At 65.4% G+C, this 17,551-nt stretch carries 13 protein-coding genes and 1 pseudogene; 5 read left to right on the forward strand and 9 right to left on the reverse strand.

The genetic code is table 11. The features are described from left to right. Positions 1-54: 54 nt before the first annotated feature. A complete protein-coding gene (locus F6B93_RS16525) occupies positions 55-444 on the forward strand; it encodes a VOC family protein (RefSeq protein WP_211696040.1) in 390 nt (129 codons plus the stop codon). On the opposite strand, the gene F6B93_RS16530 is transcribed toward F6B93_RS16525, so the two are convergent. The 5 genes and pseudogenes from F6B93_RS16530 to F6B93_RS16550 form a co-directional block, all read right to left on the reverse strand. Next, positions 441-926: an Rrf2 family transcriptional regulator gene (locus F6B93_RS16530; protein WP_211696041.1), complete on the reverse strand. Its 486-nt coding sequence runs from the start codon at positions 924-926 to the stop codon at positions 441-443. The genes F6B93_RS16525 and F6B93_RS16530 overlap by 4 nt on opposite strands. Before the next feature lie 17 nt (positions 927-943). Then, complete coding sequence (locus F6B93_RS16535; RefSeq protein ID WP_211696042.1) at positions 944-1,696, reverse strand: 3'(2'),5'-bisphosphate nucleotidase CysQ; 753 nt, start codon at positions 1,694-1,696, stop codon at positions 944-946. Then, complete coding sequence (cysC, locus tag F6B93_RS16540; RefSeq protein ID WP_211696043.1) at positions 1,693-3,543, reverse strand: adenylyl-sulfate kinase; 1,851 nt, start codon at positions 3,541-3,543, stop codon at positions 1,693-1,695. The genes F6B93_RS16535 and cysC overlap by 4 nt, the downstream gene beginning before the upstream one ends. Then, positions 3,543-4,528: pseudogene (gene cysD / locus F6B93_RS16545) on the reverse strand (sulfate adenylyltransferase subunit CysD). Before cysD ends, cysC begins: the two are co-directional and overlap by 1 nt. Before the next feature lie 153 nt (positions 4,529-4,681). Further along, positions 4,682-5,173 (reverse strand): beta-class carbonic anhydrase, encoded by a 492-nt coding sequence (locus F6B93_RS16550; protein WP_211696045.1) that lies wholly within the window; start codon positions 5,171-5,173, stop codon positions 4,682-4,684. A gap of 188 nt (positions 5,174-5,361) precedes the next feature. Here F6B93_RS16550 and F6B93_RS16555 point away from each other — a divergent pair, with 188 nt between their 5' ends. From F6B93_RS16555 to F6B93_RS16570, 4 genes are read left to right on the forward strand one after another with little or no spacing between them, the layout of a single operon-like run. Further along, the gene (locus F6B93_RS16555; protein WP_211696046.1) at positions 5,362-6,339 is read left to right on the forward strand and encodes an ABC transporter permease; all 978 of its coding nucleotides are present in this window, start codon (positions 5,362-5,364) and stop codon (positions 6,337-6,339) included. After that, a complete protein-coding gene (locus F6B93_RS16560) occupies positions 6,336-7,235 on the forward strand; it encodes an ABC transporter permease (protein ID WP_211696047.1) in 900 nt (299 codons plus the stop codon). Before F6B93_RS16555 ends, F6B93_RS16560 begins: the two co-directional genes overlap by 4 nt. After that, positions 7,232-9,070, forward strand: coding sequence for a dipeptide ABC transporter ATP-binding protein (locus F6B93_RS16565; RefSeq protein ID WP_211696048.1), 1,839 nt, complete (start codon positions 7,232-7,234; stop codon positions 9,068-9,070). The genes F6B93_RS16560 and F6B93_RS16565 overlap by 4 nt, the downstream gene beginning before the upstream one ends. Before the next feature lie 10 nt (positions 9,071-9,080). Next, positions 9,081-10,757 carry an ABC transporter family substrate-binding protein gene (locus F6B93_RS16570; RefSeq protein WP_246540812.1) on the forward strand — a complete coding sequence of 559 codons (1,677 nt, stop codon included), beginning with the start codon at positions 9,081-9,083 and terminating at the stop codon, positions 10,755-10,757. Here F6B93_RS16570 and F6B93_RS16575 read toward each other — a convergent pair. From F6B93_RS16575 to F6B93_RS16590, 4 genes are read right to left on the reverse strand one after another with little or no spacing between them, the layout of a single operon-like run. Continuing rightward, positions 10,744-11,994: an alpha/beta hydrolase gene (locus tag F6B93_RS16575; protein WP_211696050.1), complete on the reverse strand. Its 1,251-nt coding sequence runs from the start codon at positions 11,992-11,994 to the stop codon at positions 10,744-10,746. The two genes, F6B93_RS16570 and F6B93_RS16575, sit on opposite strands and share 14 nt — an antisense overlap. 45 nt (positions 11,995-12,039) lie before the next feature. After that, entirely contained in the window at positions 12,040-13,626 is a 1,587-nt protein-coding gene (locus tag F6B93_RS16580; RefSeq protein WP_211696051.1) for a GMC family oxidoreductase, read from the reverse strand. A gap of 20 nt (positions 13,627-13,646) precedes the next feature. Continuing rightward, positions 13,647-16,295 (reverse strand): AAA family ATPase, encoded by a 2,649-nt coding sequence (locus F6B93_RS16585; RefSeq protein ID WP_211696052.1) that lies wholly within the window; start codon positions 16,293-16,295, stop codon positions 13,647-13,649. Next, positions 16,292-17,452: a metallophosphoesterase family protein gene (locus F6B93_RS16590; protein WP_211696053.1), complete on the reverse strand. Its 1,161-nt coding sequence runs from the start codon at positions 17,450-17,452 to the stop codon at positions 16,292-16,294. Before F6B93_RS16590 ends, F6B93_RS16585 begins: the two co-directional genes overlap by 4 nt. Positions 17,453-17,551: the final 99 nt, after the last annotated feature.

The raw sequence follows: 17,551 nt of genomic DNA on the forward strand, positions 1-17,551 counted from the left end.
GCAGCATGGCGGCAGTACCGACACGCACGGTCGCTCCACACGGAGAGGAGCACAATGAGTATCAGTTTCAATCACACCATCGTCGCCTCGCGAGACAAGCGCGCGTCCGCGGAGTTTCTCACCGAACTGTTCGACCTGCCGAGCCCAACACCGTTCGGCCGCTTCATGGTTGTCACGCTGGAGCATGGCGCCTGCCTCGACTACGCCGATGTCCCCAGCAACGAGGAAATCCACACTCAGCACTACGCATTCCTCGTCTCCGACGAGGAGTTCGACACGATCTACGGCAAGATACGATCCCGCGGTTTGCCGCACTGGGCCGACCCGGGTGCGACCCGGCCCGGCGAGATCAACCGCAGAGACGGGGGGCGCGGCGTCTACTTTCCGGATCCCTCGGGACACTCCATGGAGATACTCACCCGGCCCTACGGCTCCGGCGGTTAGTCGCCCCCGCGTAGCGCGCCGTGCCGCCGGCTCTCCTGATCCCGATAATCATCGGCGAATTGCGCGACGTGGCGCGGCAGAGCACCGACGGCGACATCGGCCAGGGTTGTTTCTTCGAGCACCGACCGCATGCTGGCCCGTAGCGCTCGCCAGACGTCGGTCAGTGCGGCAGTTGGGCCCGAGTACGGCAGGTCACCGAGCCCGATATCGCGGACGCTGGCTAGGGGTCCGTCGATACAGCGCAGAACGTCGGCAATGCTGATCTCGGTCCCCGGACGCGCCAACTCATAGCCGCCTTCGCGGCCGCGGTGGCTTCGTACCAGGCGGTCCGTGCGCAGATTGGTCAGGATGTCCACAAGAAACTGCGGCGGTATGCCCTGCGCCTGCGCAAGGTCATCGGTCTTGACCAGGGTGCCGCTGTCCGCCGCAGCCAGCTGAACCATGGCCCGCACCGCGTACTCCGCTTTGGCCGACATCCGCACGCTGAGGATTCTGCCAGTCAGCGCGTCACACTCAGCACCGCATCGGTGTACTCGGGCCGGCAGACCAGCAGATCGGGCAGCAGGGGGTCGGTGCGGTTGTACCGCAACGCGCTCCCGTCCAAACGAGACGTGTGCAAACCGGCCGCGCGCGCCACGGCAACGGGCGCCGCCGAATCCCATTCGTACTGGCCCCCGGCGTGAACGTAGACATCGGCCGATCCCTGGATCACCGCGGCGACTTTGGCGCCGGCCGAACCCATCGGCACCAAGGTGCCGCCCAGACGTTCGCACACCCGCAATGCGATCGCCGGCGGGCGGGTCCGCGACACCGCGATCCGGGGGGAGCCCGGTTCCGACGCTGGCGGCGCCACGTCGGGGGTGGCCAGAGTAATCCCCTGCGCCGGAAGGGCTACCGCACCCGCGACGAGCTCACCGGATTCGCCACCGGATTTCCCCCCGGATTCCCAAAGCGCCACGTGGACGGCCCAGTCCCGACGACCGAGTTCGGAGAACTCCCGGGTGCCGTCCAAGGGATCGACGATCCACACTCGCTCGGCGCGCAACCGCTCCGGATTGTCGGCGCCTTCCTCGGACAGCACCACGTCGGCCGGCCGGGACCGCGCCAACGCCCCCATCAAGAAGTCATGCGACCGCTTGTCCCCCGCTGCTTTTCGCTCAGATTCGGTCGCCTCAGCCAGCTCGTCGCGGACGCCGAGCAGCAGCTCGCCGGCGTCAGCCGCCACCCGCGCGGCCAGCTGATGGTCGTTCAAGACCGCGACTCGAGCAGATCGATGACTTGCCGCGCGAGCTCGTCTGTCGTGTGGTCCGGCGTCAGCCGCAGATCGGGATTCTTTGGCCGCTGATACGGACTGTCAATTCCGGTGAAATGCGTGATCTCACCCGCGCGCGCCTTGGCATACAGCCCTTTGGGGTCACGTCTCTCGCAATCCTCCAACGGGGTATCGCAAAACACCTCGACAAAGTCGAATCCGGCGTCGAGGTGAACTTTGCGTGCCAACGCCCGGTGTTCGGCCAGCGGGCTGATCGCCGGTACCAGCACGACGTGGCCGCAATCGGCCAGCAGTGTCGCCACATGCGCCAGCCGCCGCAGATTCTCCGCGCGATCGGCCATAGAAAAGCCCAGATCGGCGTTGAGGCCATGGCGCAGGTTGTCCCCGTCGAGCACGTAAGCTGGCGTGTCGTTTTCCAGCAGCTTCCGCTCTACCAGCATGGCCACCGACGACTTGCCGGAGCCCGACAGGCCGGTGAACCACACCGTTTTTCCCCGCGGCCGCTCGGCCTCAGTGACCAGCGACCGATGCCGCACCGTGTTGGGACTCGGCTTGTGCGCCACCACGTCCCGCAACACCATGCCCGCCGCCACCGTCTCGTTAGTGTCGGGGTCGATCAGGATGAAAGAACCGGTGCTGGCATTGCGGGTGTATTCGTCAAGTAGCAGAGGTACCTGCGTGCGCAGGGAGATGCGACCAAGTTCATTGAGCTTCAACGCTGTTGCGGTCTTGTCACGATGCAGCGTGTTGACGTCGAGCCGGTAGTCCAGTGCGGTGATCCGCGCTCGCGTCGTTCGGGTGGTGTGCTTGATGACGTAGTCCCGGCCGGGCTCCAGTACTGCGGAATCCGCCATCCAGCACACGGTCGCGTCGAAGTCCTTGGCGATCCGGGGTTGGTTGTTGCTCCGGGCGATCATGTCGCCACGGGAGATGTCGATGTCATCGGCAAGACTCACCGAGACCGCCATCGGCGGGAATGCTTCTGGCACTGGCCCGTTCGGACCTTCGATGGCGATGATTCGGGAGGTCTTGCCGATCGGTAGCACGACCACCTCGTCCCCGGGCCGCATCACCCCGCTGGCCACGGTGCCGGCATAGCTGCGGTGGTCTTGATGCTCGAGGGTGTGCGGTCGGATGACGTATTGCACCGGGAACCGGACGTCGACCATGTTGCGGTCACCAGCGATGTAGACCTCTTCGAGGTGTGACAGCAGCGACGGTCCCTCGTACCAGGGCGTCACATCCGACTTGGACACCACGTTGTCGCCGTGCAGCGCCGAGATCGGAATGGAGGTGACATCTTGCACGTCCAGGCGGGCGGCGAAGGCGTGGAACTCGTCGCGAATCGCCTCGAATTTGCCTTTGTCCCAGCCGATGAGGTCCATCTTGTTGACTGCCAGCACCAAGTGGCGGATGCCCAACAGCGACGCCAGGAAAGCGTGCCGGCGGGATTGCTCCAGCAGGCCGTGCCGGGCATCGACCAGGACGATCACCAGCTGGGCGGTAGACGCGCCGGTCACCATGTTGCGGGTGTATTGGATGTGCCCCGGGGTGTCGGCGATAATGAATTTCCGCTTGGGCGTGGCGAAGTAGCGATATGCGACGTCGATCGTGATGCCCTGCTCGCGTTCAGCCCGAAGACCATCGGTGACCAACGCCAGATCGGTGTACTCGTGGCCGCGTTCCTTCGACGTGCGCTCCACCGATGCCCACTGGTCTTCCATCACGGCCTTGGAGTCGTAGAGCAGGCGCCCGATCAGCGTCGATTTGCCGTCGTCGACGGAGCCGGCGGTGGCCAGCCGTAGCAGCGTTGTCGATGCACTCATCAGAAGTACCCCTGCCGTTTACGATCTTCCATCCCGGCCTCGGAGATGCGGTCGTCGGCTCTGGTCGCTCCCCGCTCGGTCAGCCGCGCCACCGCAGTCTCGGCGATGACCTGGTCGACGGTGGCTGCCTCGGATTCGACGCATCCGGTGCACGTGACGTCCCCGACGGTGCGGAACCGCACCGTGGCCTCGAACACCGGTTCGTCGGCATGCGGCTGCAGGTGTCGGTGCGCCGCCAGCAGCATTCCGTCACGCTGGAAGACCTTGCGCCGGTGCGCGTAATAGATCGACGGCAGCGTGATCTGTTCGGCGCCGACGTAGGCCCAGATGTCGAACTCGGTCCAGTTGGACAGCGGGAAGACCCGGATATGCTCGCCCTTGTGGTGGCGTCCGTTGTACAGATTCCATAACTCCGGCCGCTGGGCCTTCGGGTCCCATTGGCCAAACTCGTCGCGGAAGCTGAATACTCGTTCCTTGGCGCGCGCCTTCTCTTCGTCGCGGCGCGCTCCCCCGAAAGCCGCGTCGAAGTTGTTCTCGCTGATCGCGCGCAACAGCGTCACTGTCTGTATGGGATTGCGCGACGGGAACGTCTCGACGACCCGGCCAGCGTCGATATCGTCTTGCACCGACGCCACCACCAAGCGCACCCCGGACGCTGCCACCAGCTCGTCTCGGGTCGCGATGACCTCGTCGAAGTTGTGGCCCGTGTCGACGTGCATCACCGGAAAGGGCAGCCGTCCGGGGCGAAACGCCTTGAGCGCCAGATGCAGCATGACAATGGAGTCCTTGCCACCCGAGAACAGCAACACCGGGTGCTCAAACTCCGCTGCTACCTCGCGAATGATGTGGATCGCCTCGGCCTCCAGCGACCGCAGATGACTCAATTCGTACTGGCCGACCGCAGGTGTGCCGGTTACCGGGGTGGCCATAGGGCCTCAATCCTTATAAACCTGGTAGAACTGACCATGTTTACGGTCATTGCCATCTATGGAACCAGCCTGACCGGGTTGTGTCAATGAGGCTCTTTGCCGCCGAGACTCTTTTTCCGCCGCCAGGGCCGCGACGTCACCGCCCGAGATCGTGGACCTCGAAGGGAAGCTGATCGCCAAGACCCTTGCCACCGACAGGGTCGGTTGAGCTAGGCGATCACTTCGCTGAGCTTGCCAGTGGCGACGTCGAATACGAAGCCGCGTGAGGACGCGTGCTTGGTCACGAACGGACTGTGCTTGATGCGCCGCAACGACTGGCGGACGTCCTCTGCCGGGTCGGGAAACGCCTCGCCCGCCCAGGGCGGTTTGACCCCGATCTCGTCCTGGATGGCGCGTTTGAAGTCATCGTCGTTGAAGGTGAGCATCCCGCAGTCGGTGTGGTGAATCAGGACGATCTCGCGGGTACCCAGCAACCGCTGGCTGATCGCCAGCGACCGGATGGCGTCGTCAGTGACGACCCCGCCCGCGTTGCGGATGACGTGCGCTTCCCCCTCATTGATGCCGAGCAGCCGGTAGACATCGAGCCGGGCATCCATGCACGCCAAGATCGCGATGCGTTGGCTCGGCGGCATCGGAAGCGGACCGATGAAGTCGCTGGCGTAGTTGGAATTGTTGGCTAGGTAGTCGTCGGTAACCGTCACACCCGTCTCCTCACACATCGCGGTCCGCGGAATCACCGCACCTGTTGGTGAGGGAGGCTAACGGCGTGCCGGGCGGATGGCACTGATCTGAATCAGCACGATTGCAAACCCCTTAGCGACGGCACCCAGCACACCGCGCAACCCGATCGCTACCCTGTCCCCATGCGACATGGGCGGGGCCACCAGGCATGACACGCTTTCTGGCACGCCGGTTACTCAACTACCTGGTGTTGCTGGCACTGGCATCGTTCTTGACCTACTGCCTGACCTCGCTGGCCTTCTCGCCGCTGGAAAGCTTGATGCAGCGCAGTCCCCGCCCGCCGCAGGCGGTCATCGACGCCAAGGCCCACGACCTCGGACTGGACCGGCCCATACCAGCCCGCTACGTGAACTGGGTCTCGCACGCGGTTCGTGGCGATTTCGGGACGACCATCACTGGCCAGCCAGTCAGCACCGAACTGGGCCGCCGCATCGCGGTTAGCCTGAGACTGCTGGTCATCGGATCGGTATTCGGCACAGTCATCGGCGTGGCGCTCGGGGCGTGGGGTGCCATCCGCCAGTACCGGCTCAGCGACCGCGTCGTGACCACGCTGGCGCTGCTGGTGCTGAGCACGCCGACGTTCGTCATCGCCAACCTGTTGATCCTGGGTGCGCTACGAACCAACTGGGCGGTGGGCATTCAGCTCTTTGACTACACCGGCGAGACGTCACCGGGTGTCACCGGTGGCGTGTGGGCAACGCTGGGCGACCGCTTGCAGCACTTGGTGCTGCCATCGCTGACGCTGGCGCTCGGCGCTGCCGCCGGCTACAGCCGATACCAACGCAACGCAATGCTCGACGTCCTCGGCCAGGATTTCATTCGCACCGCCCGCGCCAAGGGGCTCACCCGGCGGCGCGCGCTGATCAAGCACGGGCTGCGCACCGCTCTGATACCGATGGCCACACTGTTCGCCTATGGCGTGGCCGGGCTGGTCACCGGCGCGGTTTTCGTCGAGAAGATCTTCGGCTGGCATGGAATGGGCGAGTGGATGATTCGGGGTGTCTCGACCCAAGACACCAACATCGTCGCGGCCATCACGGTTTTCGCCGGTTCGGTGGTGTTGCTGGCTGGCCTGCTGTCCGATGTCATCTATGCGGCTCTTGACCCACGGGTGCGGGTGTCATGACAGTGACCGAACCTACCGAACCAACGGAATTCACCTCGCGACGCACCCTGGTGCTGCGCCGTTTCCTGCGCAACCGGGCCGCGGTGGCGTCGTTGGCGGTCCTGGTCCTGCTATTCGTCAGCGCTTATACGCTGCCCCCACTGCTGCCCTACTCCTACGACAGCTTGGATTTCGACGCGTTGCTGCGGCCGCCGAACACCAGGCACTGGCTGGGCACCAACGCGCTGGGCCAAGACCTGCTGGCGCAGATACTGCGGGGTATGCAGAAGTCGATGCTGATCGGCGTGTGTGTCGCGGTGATCTCCACCGCAATCGCGGCCACGGTCGGTGCGATCTCGGGTTACTTCGGGGGCTGGCGAGACCGCGCGCTGATGTGGCTGGTCGACCTGTTGCTGGTAGTACCCAGCTTCATCCTTATCGCCATCGTCACGCCGCGTACCAAGAGCTCGGCCAACATCATCTTCCTCGTCCTGCTGTTGGCCGGCTTCGGCTGGATGATCAGCTCCCGCATGGTGCGCGGGATGACTATGAGCCTGCGTGAACGCGAATTTATCCGGGCCGCCAGGTATATGGGCGTATCCAGCCGCCGAATCATCATCAACCACGTGGTGCCGAACGTGGCATCCATCTTGATCATCGACGCCGCGCTTAATGTCGCCGCCGCGATTCTGGCCGAAACTGGCTTGAGTTTTCTCGGTTTCGGCATTCAGCCACCGGATGTTTCGTTGGGCACCCTGATCGCCGACGGCACCCAATCAGCGACCACCTTTCCGTGGGTCTTCCTGTTTCCCGCAGGGATACTCGTTCTGATTCTGGTGTGTGCCAACCTCACCGGCGACGGCCTGCGTGACGCGCTGGACCCGGCCAGCAGAACTCTCCGGCGGGGTGCCCAATGAGCCCGTTGCTCGAAGTGACCGACCTGGCGGTCACCTTTCCCACCGACAACGAACCGGTGACCGCGGTACGCGGCATCAGCTATCACGTCGACCCCGGCGAAGTGGTGGCGATGGTAGGCGAATCGGGTTCGGGCAAGTCGGCGGCGGCGATGGCAGTGGTGGGCTTGCTGCCTGAGTACGCCGCCGTCGGCGGTTCGGTGCGACTGCACGGCACCGAGCTGCTGGGGCTCGCCGACGACGCCATGTCACGATTCCGCGGGAAGACGATCGGCACGGTGTTTCAGGATCCGATGTCGGCGCTGACGCCCGTCTACACCGTCGGCGACCAAATCGCTGAGGCCCTCGAAGTGCATGATCCCGGCATCGGCAAGAAGGCCGCCCGTAAGCGCGCAGTGGAATTGCTAGAACTTGTTGGCATCGCGCAACCGGCCCAACGGGCCCGCGCGTTTCCCCATGAGCTCTCCGGCGGCGAGCGCCAACGCGTGGTCATCGCGATCGCGATCGCCAACGATCCTGACCTGTTGATTTGCGACGAGCCCACGACCGCCCTGGATGTGACCGTGCAGGCGCAGATCCTCGACGTGCTCAAGACGGCGCGCGACGTCACCGGCGCCGGGGTGCTGATCATCACCCACGACCTTGGCGTAGTGGCCGAATTCGCCGACCGGGCGCTGGTGATGTACGCGGGCCGGGTCGTCGAGTCGGCCGGGGTGGGTGACCTCTACCGGAATCGCCAGATGCCTTACACCGTCGGCTTATTGGGTTCGGTTCCCCGGCTGGATGCTTCGCAGGGCACCCGGTTGGTTCCCATCCCCGGCGCTCCCCCGTCACTGGCCGGCCTGCAGGCCGGCTGCCCTTTCGCACCGCGCTGCCCGCTGGTCGTCGACGAGTGTCGCACGAATGAACCGGAATTGGCTGTCGTCGCCACCGATCACCGCGCGGCTTGCATCCGCACCGACCATGTCGTCGGGCGCGGCGCCGCGGAAATCTACGGGGTCAACACTGAGACCATCACGGCAGGACCCGGCGATACGCCAGTCGTCGTGCGTGTCCGTGATCTGGTCAAGACCTACCGCCTGACCAAGGGTGTCTTGCTGCGGCGGGCCATCGGCGAGGTCCGCGCGGTCGACGGCATCAGTCTCGAATTGCGGCAGGGCCGTACACTCGGCATCGTCGGTGAATCCGGTTCGGGCAAATCGACCACCCTGCACGAGATACTGGAACTGGCTGCGCCCCAATCTGGATCGATCGAAGTGCTGGGCAACGATGTCGCTGCTCTGACGCCCGCTAGCCGGCAATCGCTACGGCGTGATATTCAGGTCGTCTTTCAAGACCCGGTGGCATCCCTAGACCCGCGTTTGCCCGTATTCGACCTCATCGCGGAGCCGCTACAGGCCAATGGGTTCGGCAAGGGCGACACGCACGCGCGGGTCGCCGAGCTGCTCGACATCGTAGGCCTGCGCCGCGCGGATGCCAGTCGCTACCCCGCCGAATTTTCCGGCGGACAGAAACAGCGCATCGGGATCGCGCGGGCTCTGGCGCTGCGGCCCAAGATACTGGCTCTCGACGAACCGGTGTCGGCGCTCGATGTGTCCATCCAGGCCGGAGTCATCAACCTGCTGCTCGACTTGCAGGAGCAGTTCGGGCTGTCGTATCTCTTTGTTTCCCATGATCTTTCGGTAGTCAAACACCTTGCCCACCAGGTGGTTGTCATGTTCGCCGGCACTGTCGTGGAGCAGGGCGACAGTCAGGAGGTGTTCAGCCATCCGAAACATGAATACACCCAACAGCTCCTGGCCGCGGTGCCGCAACCGGACCCAGCCAATCGTGGCTAGCCGACCCGCCGTGGCTAGTCGGAGCGGCCGAGTCGCGGCGACCGTTCTGGCGGCCGGTCTGGTGTTGACCGGATGCTCGGCAGGTAGCCAACTTTCGTCAGCAGCCTGCGGCAGCGCCGCGGTCGGCGTCACCAGCGACATTAATCCGCAGGATCCCGCCACACTCCAAGACGGCGGCGACCTTCGGCTGGCGCTGACCGACTTTCCGGCGAATTTCAACACCTTGCACATCGACGGCAATGAAGCTGGCGTTGCGTCCATGATGAAGGCCACCTTGCCGCGAGCGTTCGTCATCGGCCCGGACGGCTCCCCGAGGGTCGACACCAACTACTTCACCAGTATTGAGCTCACGCAGACCGCACCGCAGGTGGTCACCTACACCATCAACCCGGACGCGGTCTGGTCCGACGGCACGCCGATCACCTGGCGCGACATTGCCAGCCAGATCCATGCCACCAGTGGGGAAGACGAGGCATTCGAAATCGCGAGCAGCAGCGGTAGTGATCGCGTGGCGTCGGTAACCCGAGGCATCGACGACCGGCAGGCCGTTATGACTTTCGCGCGGCCGTACGCCGAGTGGCGCGGAATGTTTGCGGGCAATGGCAGGCTGCTGCCCGCCAGCGCGACCGCCACGCCCGAGGCGTTCAACAAGGGCCAGCTCGCCGGTCCGGGTCCGTCGGCCGGCCCATTCATCGTGTCGTCGCTGGACCGGGCCAAACAACGGATCGTGTTGACGCGCAACCCGAAATGGTGGGGCAAGCGCCCACGCCTGGACAGCATCACCTACCTGGTGCTCGATGATGCCGCGCGGTTGCCCGCGCTGCAGAACAATACGATCGACGCGACGGGAGTCGGCACGCTCGACCAGCTGACCATCGCGGCGCGCACCCGAGGCATCTCGATCCGTTGCGCCGCCGGGCCCAGCTGGTACCACTTCACCTTCAACGGCGCCGCCGGGTCGATCCTCGCCGACAAAGCCCTGCGCCTCGCAGTCGCCAGGGGCATTGATCGCCAGACTATCGCCAAGGTCGCACAATACGGCCTGACCGAGGATCCGGTGCCCCTGAACAACCATGTGTTCGTCGCTGGGCAGGAGGGCTATCAGGACAACAGCGGCATTGTTGCGTATGACCCGGAGCAAGCGAAGCGGGACCTGGACGCGCTGGGCTGGAAGCTCGATGGCGAATTCAGGCAGAAGGACGGTCGCCAGCTCGTCATCCGCGATCTGTTCTACGACGCGCAAAGCACCCGGCAGTTCGCTCAGATCGCGCAGCACAGCCTTGCGCAGATCGGCGTGAAACTCGAACTCCAAGCCAAGTCCGGCAGCGGCTTTTTCACCGACTACATCAACGTCGGGGCATTTGACATCGCTCAGTTCGGCTGGGTGGGCGACGCATTCCCGCTGTCGGGGCTCCCCCAGATCTATGCGTCCGACGGCGAAGGGAACTTCGGCAAGATCGGAAGCCCCCAAATCGACGCCGCGATCGAGCGAACCCTGGCAGAACTCGATCCCGCCAAGGCGCGCGATTTGGCGAACGAGGTGGACAAGCTCATCTGGGCCGAAGGATTCAGCCTCCCGCTGACGCAATCGCCCGGTGACGTCGCAGTCCGGAACATCCTGGCAAACTTCGGCGCAACGGGTCTCGCCGACCTGGACTACACCGCCATCGGGTTCATGCGACGCTGAGCCGCCGCCGCAGCTGTGGCAGCGCGGGAAGGACACCCTCGGCAGCCGCGGCCACGTCGACCGCTTTCCACAGCAACCGGACGACCATGCGTGCCCGAAGCGCGTCCAAGATCGGTGCCTGGCCGGCAAGACCGTCGAGTTCGCCTCGACATACCGCCGCGGCGATGGCCAGGGCGGCAGGCTCGCGAAAGTCCAGAGCGCTGTGCGCCATCGACGGCAGCGCCAGAAGCACCGCGTTCGGCAATAGCGTCACGATGCGCTCAGCTACCGCGGTCGGTGTGGTGAGATCGCGGCCACCGGAGATCACGACCGTGGGCCATCGAAATCGTGGTAACTCGGCCACCAGGTCATAGGGTTCCGCTTCGAAAAAAGCTGTTGCATGCAGAGTTTCACGTATGGCCAAAGCGGGGTCGAGGGGTAGGCCATCCGGCTCAGCGGCATAGTCAAGCTCGCGGAAGGCAATGCGGCTGACCAAGTCCACCTCGTAGCGGTAGGGCATCTTGCGATTCGCCACTGTCATGAACCGGGACAATCTGCGCCACAACCATATCCGTCCGGACAGCAAGAGATCGAGCTGGCGGTCGAGCAGCGACGTGCCGCCGTAGCCGTACACCGCCGCCGCAACCTGGCCTGCCGAGGCGGTCATCACCCCTGCGTCAACAAGCTGGCGAACCTTGGGTGCCAGCGCGGCCGTCTCCGGATCATCACCCTGTAGCAACCGTCCGCGTATGGCATCCCGAGCGACCGCAATGTCGTTGTGGGACAGCAGTGGTGAGTCGAGAATCATCGCGTTCACCCTGCCGGGATGACGCGCACCCAGCCCCGCCGCAATATAGGTTCCATACGACGTGCCGTAGATGACGGCTGACTCCACGTGAGCGTCATCGAGCACCGCAGCCACGTCATCGACTACCTGTTCAATGGTGATCGCCTGGGGCGGCAAGTCGGCGCCCGAGTCGTTGTGGCGCGACATCCCCACGCCTCGGTGCTCGACCATGATGACGTCAAGACCGGCTGCTACGGCACGCCGCCGCAGCCCTCGGTACAACTGCAGCGACGCTACACCGGGACCTCCGGGGATGATCACGAGCGGATGGGCCGACTTGCGGCCGGCGCGCACGTAATACAGGTCGAATTCCTCGTCACTTCCCGGCGCCACCGGCCGGCGTAGCGGCCGCACGCCGGGCAGACCTGCCAGCTTGTCGTGCACCTTGCGGCGCTTTTCGTTCATCGTCATTGGCGCCGACCCCCCACGGATTCCATAGTGCAGAGAATCGCATACTCAGCCGCGAATGAGGTCGGCGGCCTTCTCACCGATCAGCACGGACGGTGCATGGGTATGTCCCCGAATCGTGCTCGGCATCACCGAGGCGTCGGCGACGCGAAGCCGATTGACCCCGCGGACCCGTAGCTGCGGATCCACCACGCTGGCGTCGTCATTACCCATGCGGCAGGTGCCCATCGGGTGGTACAGGGTGTGCGAGCAGGTGTTGAGCGCCAGTTCAAGGGTGGCCTGGTCGAGCTCGGTGCGGTCGCGCGGTCGCGCGATCGGCCCGAGGAGCGTGCCTAGCGCACGGGTTTCGGCGAGCCGCGCGCACATTCGTAAGCCCTCCATCATTGCCGCGCGATCCGCGCCGCCTGGATCCGAAAGGTAACGCGGTTCGATGATCGGCTTGGCCTGCGGGTCGGCGGACCTGAGTGTGATCTGGCCGCGGCTTTGGGGGGCGACCAGGATCGGGCCGAACACCACGCCATGCCCCGACGGTGCGACCAGCGCCTCGTCGTAAAAGGGAGCTGGAGCAAAGATCAATTCAAGGTCGGGGAGCTCCAGTTCGGGTCGGCTCCGGACAAACCCATACGCCTCGCCCACGTTGGAGGTGAGCATGCCGCGGCGTCGCAGCAGATAGCCGATCAACTGGTTCGGCTTCTCCGCGGCGAACAAGCTGTCGGCCGCGACGTCGAAGCCGAGGACTGCCACGAGGTGGTCGATGAGGTTCTGTCCCACCTCGGGCGCGTGGTAGACGGTCTCGATACCGTGATCGGCGAGGTGGTCGCGGTCACCGACGCCAGAGAGCATCAGCAGCTGTGGGGTGTTGATGGCGCCGGCGCAGAGCACCACCTCGCGGCGTGCATAAGCGATGCACGGCTGGCCATCTCGTTGATAGTGGACACCGACCACTCGGGATCCGTCGAGGAGAAGGCGGGTTGCGGTTGCTTCGGTGAGCACGGTGAGGTTCTTGCGGCGCAGTACCGGTTTCAGATAGGCGTCGGCGGTGCTGAACCGCGCGCCCCGGCGCTGGGTCACGACGGTCTCGCAGAAACCCTCCGGTGCTGGGGAATTCGGTTGCGCAGCGGGAAATCCGCACTCTCGGGTCGCTGCCAGCCAGGCCGCGGTCGAGGGCCGCGGGCTGCGCTGACGGGAAATGCGCAGCGGGCCGGTCACTCCGCTGTCGTCGCCGTTGACAAAATGCCATGCGTCGGTGACGTTCTCGATGCGGCGGAAATACCCGAGCACCTCCGCGGACGACCACTGCGGGCCGGCGCGGAGTGCCCATTCGTCGTAGTCGGCGGCGAATCCGCGTACCCACATCATCGCGTTCATCGCCGACGAGCCACCGAGCACCTTGCCGCGAGGCCAATAGATTTCGCGGTCCGCGAGCTCAGGCTGCGGTTCGGTCAGGTAATCCCAATCGATCTCGCTGCGGAACAACTTGGCGAAGGCCGCGGGAATCCGGATGAACCTGTTCTTGTCGCGGGGCCCGGCTTCTAGCGCCACCACCGTCGTGGCCGGATCGGCACTGAGTCGATTGGCCACGACGGCCCCAGCTGACCCGGTACCGACTACTACATAATCGAAGTGAGCGTCCATCGCACATCCCTGTTTTGGGCTCAGTGTACGGCGTGGAGATCGATCCGGCGCGCACCTTTGACGCCCTGGTAGCGGTCGGGACTGCAGGTCAACACGATCACCTGTCCCTGGCCGCCGACCGTGTCGAGGACCTGCCCCATCTTGGCCAACCGGTCTGGATCGGTGAACCCCAATGCATCATCGACCACCACCGGAACAGTGTCCTCCTGAGCAACCAAAGCCGCGCCAGCCAACCTGGCCAGTATGCCGAGCTGCTCTTTCGCACCGCCAGACAGGGACTCGTACGGCACCGTGGTCTCGTTCAAGGTGCGGCTGTTGATCCGCAAGTCGCTTCCAACCTCGACCTCGAACGTAGGCCCGAACACGGGGCGACCGAGACGTTGCAGCTCGGCGCGGTACGGCGCGACGTAACGCAAGCGGGTGGTGTCTCGGTGGCGCGTCATGACCGACCGTAGTAGCTGCGCGGCCCGGGCCCGGCGGCCCACCCGTGCGTGCTCGTCGACGGCATGCTCGCGCTCCGTTTCGGCCACGTCAAGCTTGCCTTTACGCCCCTCGCTGCCGAACACCGCAAGTTCAATACTGATCTCGCGTAACGCACGGCTGGCATCGCGGTGGCGTTCCTCCAACGACTCGGTCGCTTCTGCGGCTTCGGCCAGTTCCACGGTTACCGCGTCCGGCGCAGTGGCGGCCAGCGCTTCGTTCAGCTCCGCCAGTCGCCGCTCGGCGGCCTGTTGAGCACGCATATCCGCGTCGGCCGCGCAGGCGAGTTCCTCATCGCGGACCAACGCCCGCTCCCGGGCCAATCGAGCTGTGGCCACATCGAGTTCGCCGCGTTGCGTTGCTGCGTTGTTCCGCAGCACCGTTAACCCCGTTGATGCTTCGGTGCAGCGGTCAGCGGCGGCACCGGCGATCAGACGGCGGCTCTCGTGCTCGGCCGCCGCCGTTGCACGAGCCGCCTCCGCCGCCTCGAGTTCGGCTCGGGCGGCCTTGCTATCGAAACAACCGTCCGTCGTCAGCACATCGGGTTCGCCCGGTTGTCCAGCAAGCAACTGCGCGAGCCGTTCGCGCAGCTGGTCGACCTGATCATCTCCGCACAGACCGGAGAGGGTGGCGGTGAGCTTGTCTCGGCTGCTCTCCAATTCGCGACGCCGCAGGTCCTCGGCCCGTGCGGCGCCAAGATCCGCAACATCGCCGGCCACCAGTGCCTGAGCCAATGTTTCCTGTGCCGCAGCATATTTCGCCTGCACGTCGAGTGCGGTGGCGCCGGGGGTAACCCGCACCGTCAGGACGCCGGGCACGTCCACCTCGGTGGGGCCGGTGGCCGTGACCGACCAGCTCTGGCCGGCCGCCAACGATACCCGCCGCTCGCCGGCGCTCAGCTCGATGTCGGCGACCGACGTGAATTCCACCGCGGTCGAGATCGATGCCAGCTGTGCGGCGATGCGGTCGACGGCGGCGGCGGCATCGTCGATTCGGCCCATCACCTCGGTGTCCACCGTGACCGCGGACAAACTCGCGCACACGCGGTCGCGCTCATGCCGGATCTCGTCGACTTTGGCCAGCCGACCTCTCAACCGGTCGGCCTCCTCGCGGTCGAGCAGATGATCGAGAGCGCGCCGAGCAGATTCGACGCGAAGCTGTCCCGTCGTCAGTGTCCGAGTGGCATTCTCGAGCGCGCTGTCGCAAGCCTCCGCAGCCGCGCTCGCTGTCGTCAGTTCATCGGCGGCTTCTGCGGCTTCGGCCTCTAGGCCGGCGACCGTTGCAGTGCGAGTGTCGATTTCGGTCAACAGCCCCAACCGGGCGGCGTGGACGCCGGCCGACGCAGCGGCTGTCGCCGCCGCGGCCGTGGCAATGAGGTTCGCTTCCCGCGCTTCATCGGTGAGCGCCGCGAGCTGCTCGGCCGCGGCCCGCGCCGCCTCAAGCCGGGGACCGCTAGCCTGCCGTTGCCGTGCCAGCTCGGCCACCCGGTGGGTCAGTGCGGCGTGGCGCCCAGCTCGGTCGTCGACCTCGGCTACCGCCGCCGCGCATTCCGCCGCCGCGGCCTCCGCGCCGGCCAACCGCGAGATCGCCGCGCTCCACTCGCCAGTGGGACGCCCGGTCGGGGTGAAGTAGCGGGCATATTCGGCCTCGATTCGCTCGATGAGCACCGGCTCGGTACCTGACAGCGCGGCGTCGGCACCGGAATCTGCGGCGGCGATGTCGAGCGCACGCGAGAGCGCGTCGCAGCCGGACAGGTCCACCGCCGCCGTGGAGGCCGCCTGCAACACTCGCTGCGCATGCCAGAGCTCGGTGTCGAGCGTCTCGGCCAGCATTGCTCGGACGCGCTCATGCGCTTCGTCGCCCGTCAGCTGTTCGCGGCGCGGCGCTAGGAGCGTCAGCGCCGTTTCACACTTCTTGTGAAAGCGCTTGCGGTATACGAACCGGTAAGGACCGCTGCTGATTTCGGCGGTGATCTCCGAGCCGACGTCGGCATTGGTCGGCTTGACCCGCCGGACTTCCTTCTTTGTTGACCGGTCCTTGAACTCGAGGAGTAGATCAAGCGCCTCGATCATCGACGACTTGCCGATCTCGTTGGCACCGCACACCACGACGACGCCGTGGTCGGGAAACTCGATCTCCCGATGCGCGATGCCGCGGTAATTGGCGAGGACCAGCCGGTGCAACTTCATGCCGCACCCCGATCGGCGAGCCGGAGCAAGAGTGCCAGTGCGGCCTGGGCATCGACCGACGTTTCATCGTCGCTTGCGCGCGCGGTCGCGACCAGTTCGTCGACGGCGGCAGCAGCGAATCCCCCGAATCCAAGGTCGGAGAACTCCCCATCGGCAGGCATTACCGTCAGCTCGCTGTGGCGTTCCCACAGCCCCAACCAAGCGAAGAGCCGCGCGTACCTGTCCAGGCAGGCATCGAGCGCGGCACGGTCGGTGACCGTCAACGAGCCGGTCAGCACAAGCCGCACCACGGTACGGTCCTTCTCGGTCATCAGGTCCAGGTTCAGGTCCAGGTCAGCGATGTCACGGCTGGTATCCACCTGATGGCGCAACGTGACAAACCGCCAACGGCCAATTCGTCGGGCTTCGACGGTGACAGCGCGGTCTGGGTCGTTGTCGTCGATGTCGACGACGAGTACCTGACCCGGATCGGATTCGACGTCGTCAAAGTTGGTGACTTCTGGCGAGCCGGAGTACCACACTCGGCCGGTGCCGCCGACCCGAGTGAGCGAGTGCTTGTCCCCCAAAGCGACGTAGTGCACTGTCCCATTGGCCAGCGCTTGGTGGACCTCGGTGAGCCGGATCAGCGCGGGGTTGTCGCGGTCGGGGTCCAGCGCGTCGATGCCGCCGTGGGCGACGAGGACACGGGTGCCAGCGTGCTTGGACAAGTCCCGCAGAGCTTCCAGCGCTTCGGTGACCAGGTCGGTGGTGGGGGCCTTGGACCGCCACGGAGCGGCGACGATCTGCACGCCCGGTCTGACCTCATGAATGCCGGCCAGGTCGAGCACGGTGACGTTCTGCGGGCATTCGGCTCTAAACAGCGCGCTGGTGTACACCGACGTTGCATCCAAGGGGTCATGGTTTCCCGGAAGCAAATAGACCGGAATACCGATGGCGCGCATGGCTTCCAAGGATTGGCTGATTACCTGCGGCGCGAGCTGATTGTGTTCGAAGACGTCGCCGGCCACCACCACGAACTCGGCACCGACCTCGTCGGCCAGCGCGCCCAGCCCGGCGACTACGTCGCGGCGGGCCGCCGAATAGCGCGGCTGGGCGTCACCTGCCAGGAAGTGGCGGGTCATGCCCAGCTGCCAGTCGGCGGTGTGCAGGAACCGCATCGTGTCGCTCCTCCTGATGGCTCGCGGTGAAGGCAAGGCGAGTCTATGGCTGGGCACCGACATGGCGTGGGACGTCGCAGCGATTTCGGCGCGGGATTC

The organism is Mycobacterium spongiae (assembly GCF_018278905.1).
GTDB classification, from domain to species: Bacteria; Actinomycetota; Actinomycetes; order Mycobacteriales; family Mycobacteriaceae; genus Mycobacterium; species Mycobacterium spongiae.

Excerpts from the sequence above, each read along its gene's own strand:
- F6B93_RS16565 (WP_211696048.1), top strand. The coding sequence starts at position 7,232 with ATGAGCCCGTTGCTCGAAGTGACCGACCTGGCGGTCACCTTTCCCACC.
- F6B93_RS16575 (WP_211696050.1), bottom strand. The coding sequence starts at position 11,994 with ATGACGATGAACGAAAAGCGCCGCAAGGTGCACGACAAGCTGGCAGGT.
- F6B93_RS16580 (WP_211696051.1), bottom strand. The coding sequence starts at position 13,626 with ATGGACGCTCACTTCGATTATGTAGTAGTCGGTACCGGGTCAGCTGGG.
- F6B93_RS16590 (WP_211696053.1), bottom strand. The coding sequence starts at position 17,452 with ATGCGGTTCCTGCACACCGCCGACTGGCAGCTGGGCATGACCCGCCAC.
- cysC (WP_211696043.1), bottom strand. The coding sequence starts at position 3,543 with ATGAGTGCATCGACAACGCTGCTACGGCTGGCCACCGCCGGCTCCGTC.
- F6B93_RS16555 (WP_211696046.1), top strand. The coding sequence starts at position 5,362 with ATGACACGCTTTCTGGCACGCCGGTTACTCAACTACCTGGTGTTGCTG.
- F6B93_RS16560 (WP_211696047.1), top strand. The coding sequence starts at position 6,336 with ATGACAGTGACCGAACCTACCGAACCAACGGAATTCACCTCGCGACGC.
- F6B93_RS16585 (WP_211696052.1), bottom strand. The coding sequence starts at position 16,295 with ATGAAGTTGCACCGGCTGGTCCTCGCCAATTACCGCGGCATCGCGCAT.
- F6B93_RS16525 (WP_211696040.1), top strand. The coding sequence starts at position 55 with ATGAGTATCAGTTTCAATCACACCATCGTCGCCTCGCGAGACAAGCGC.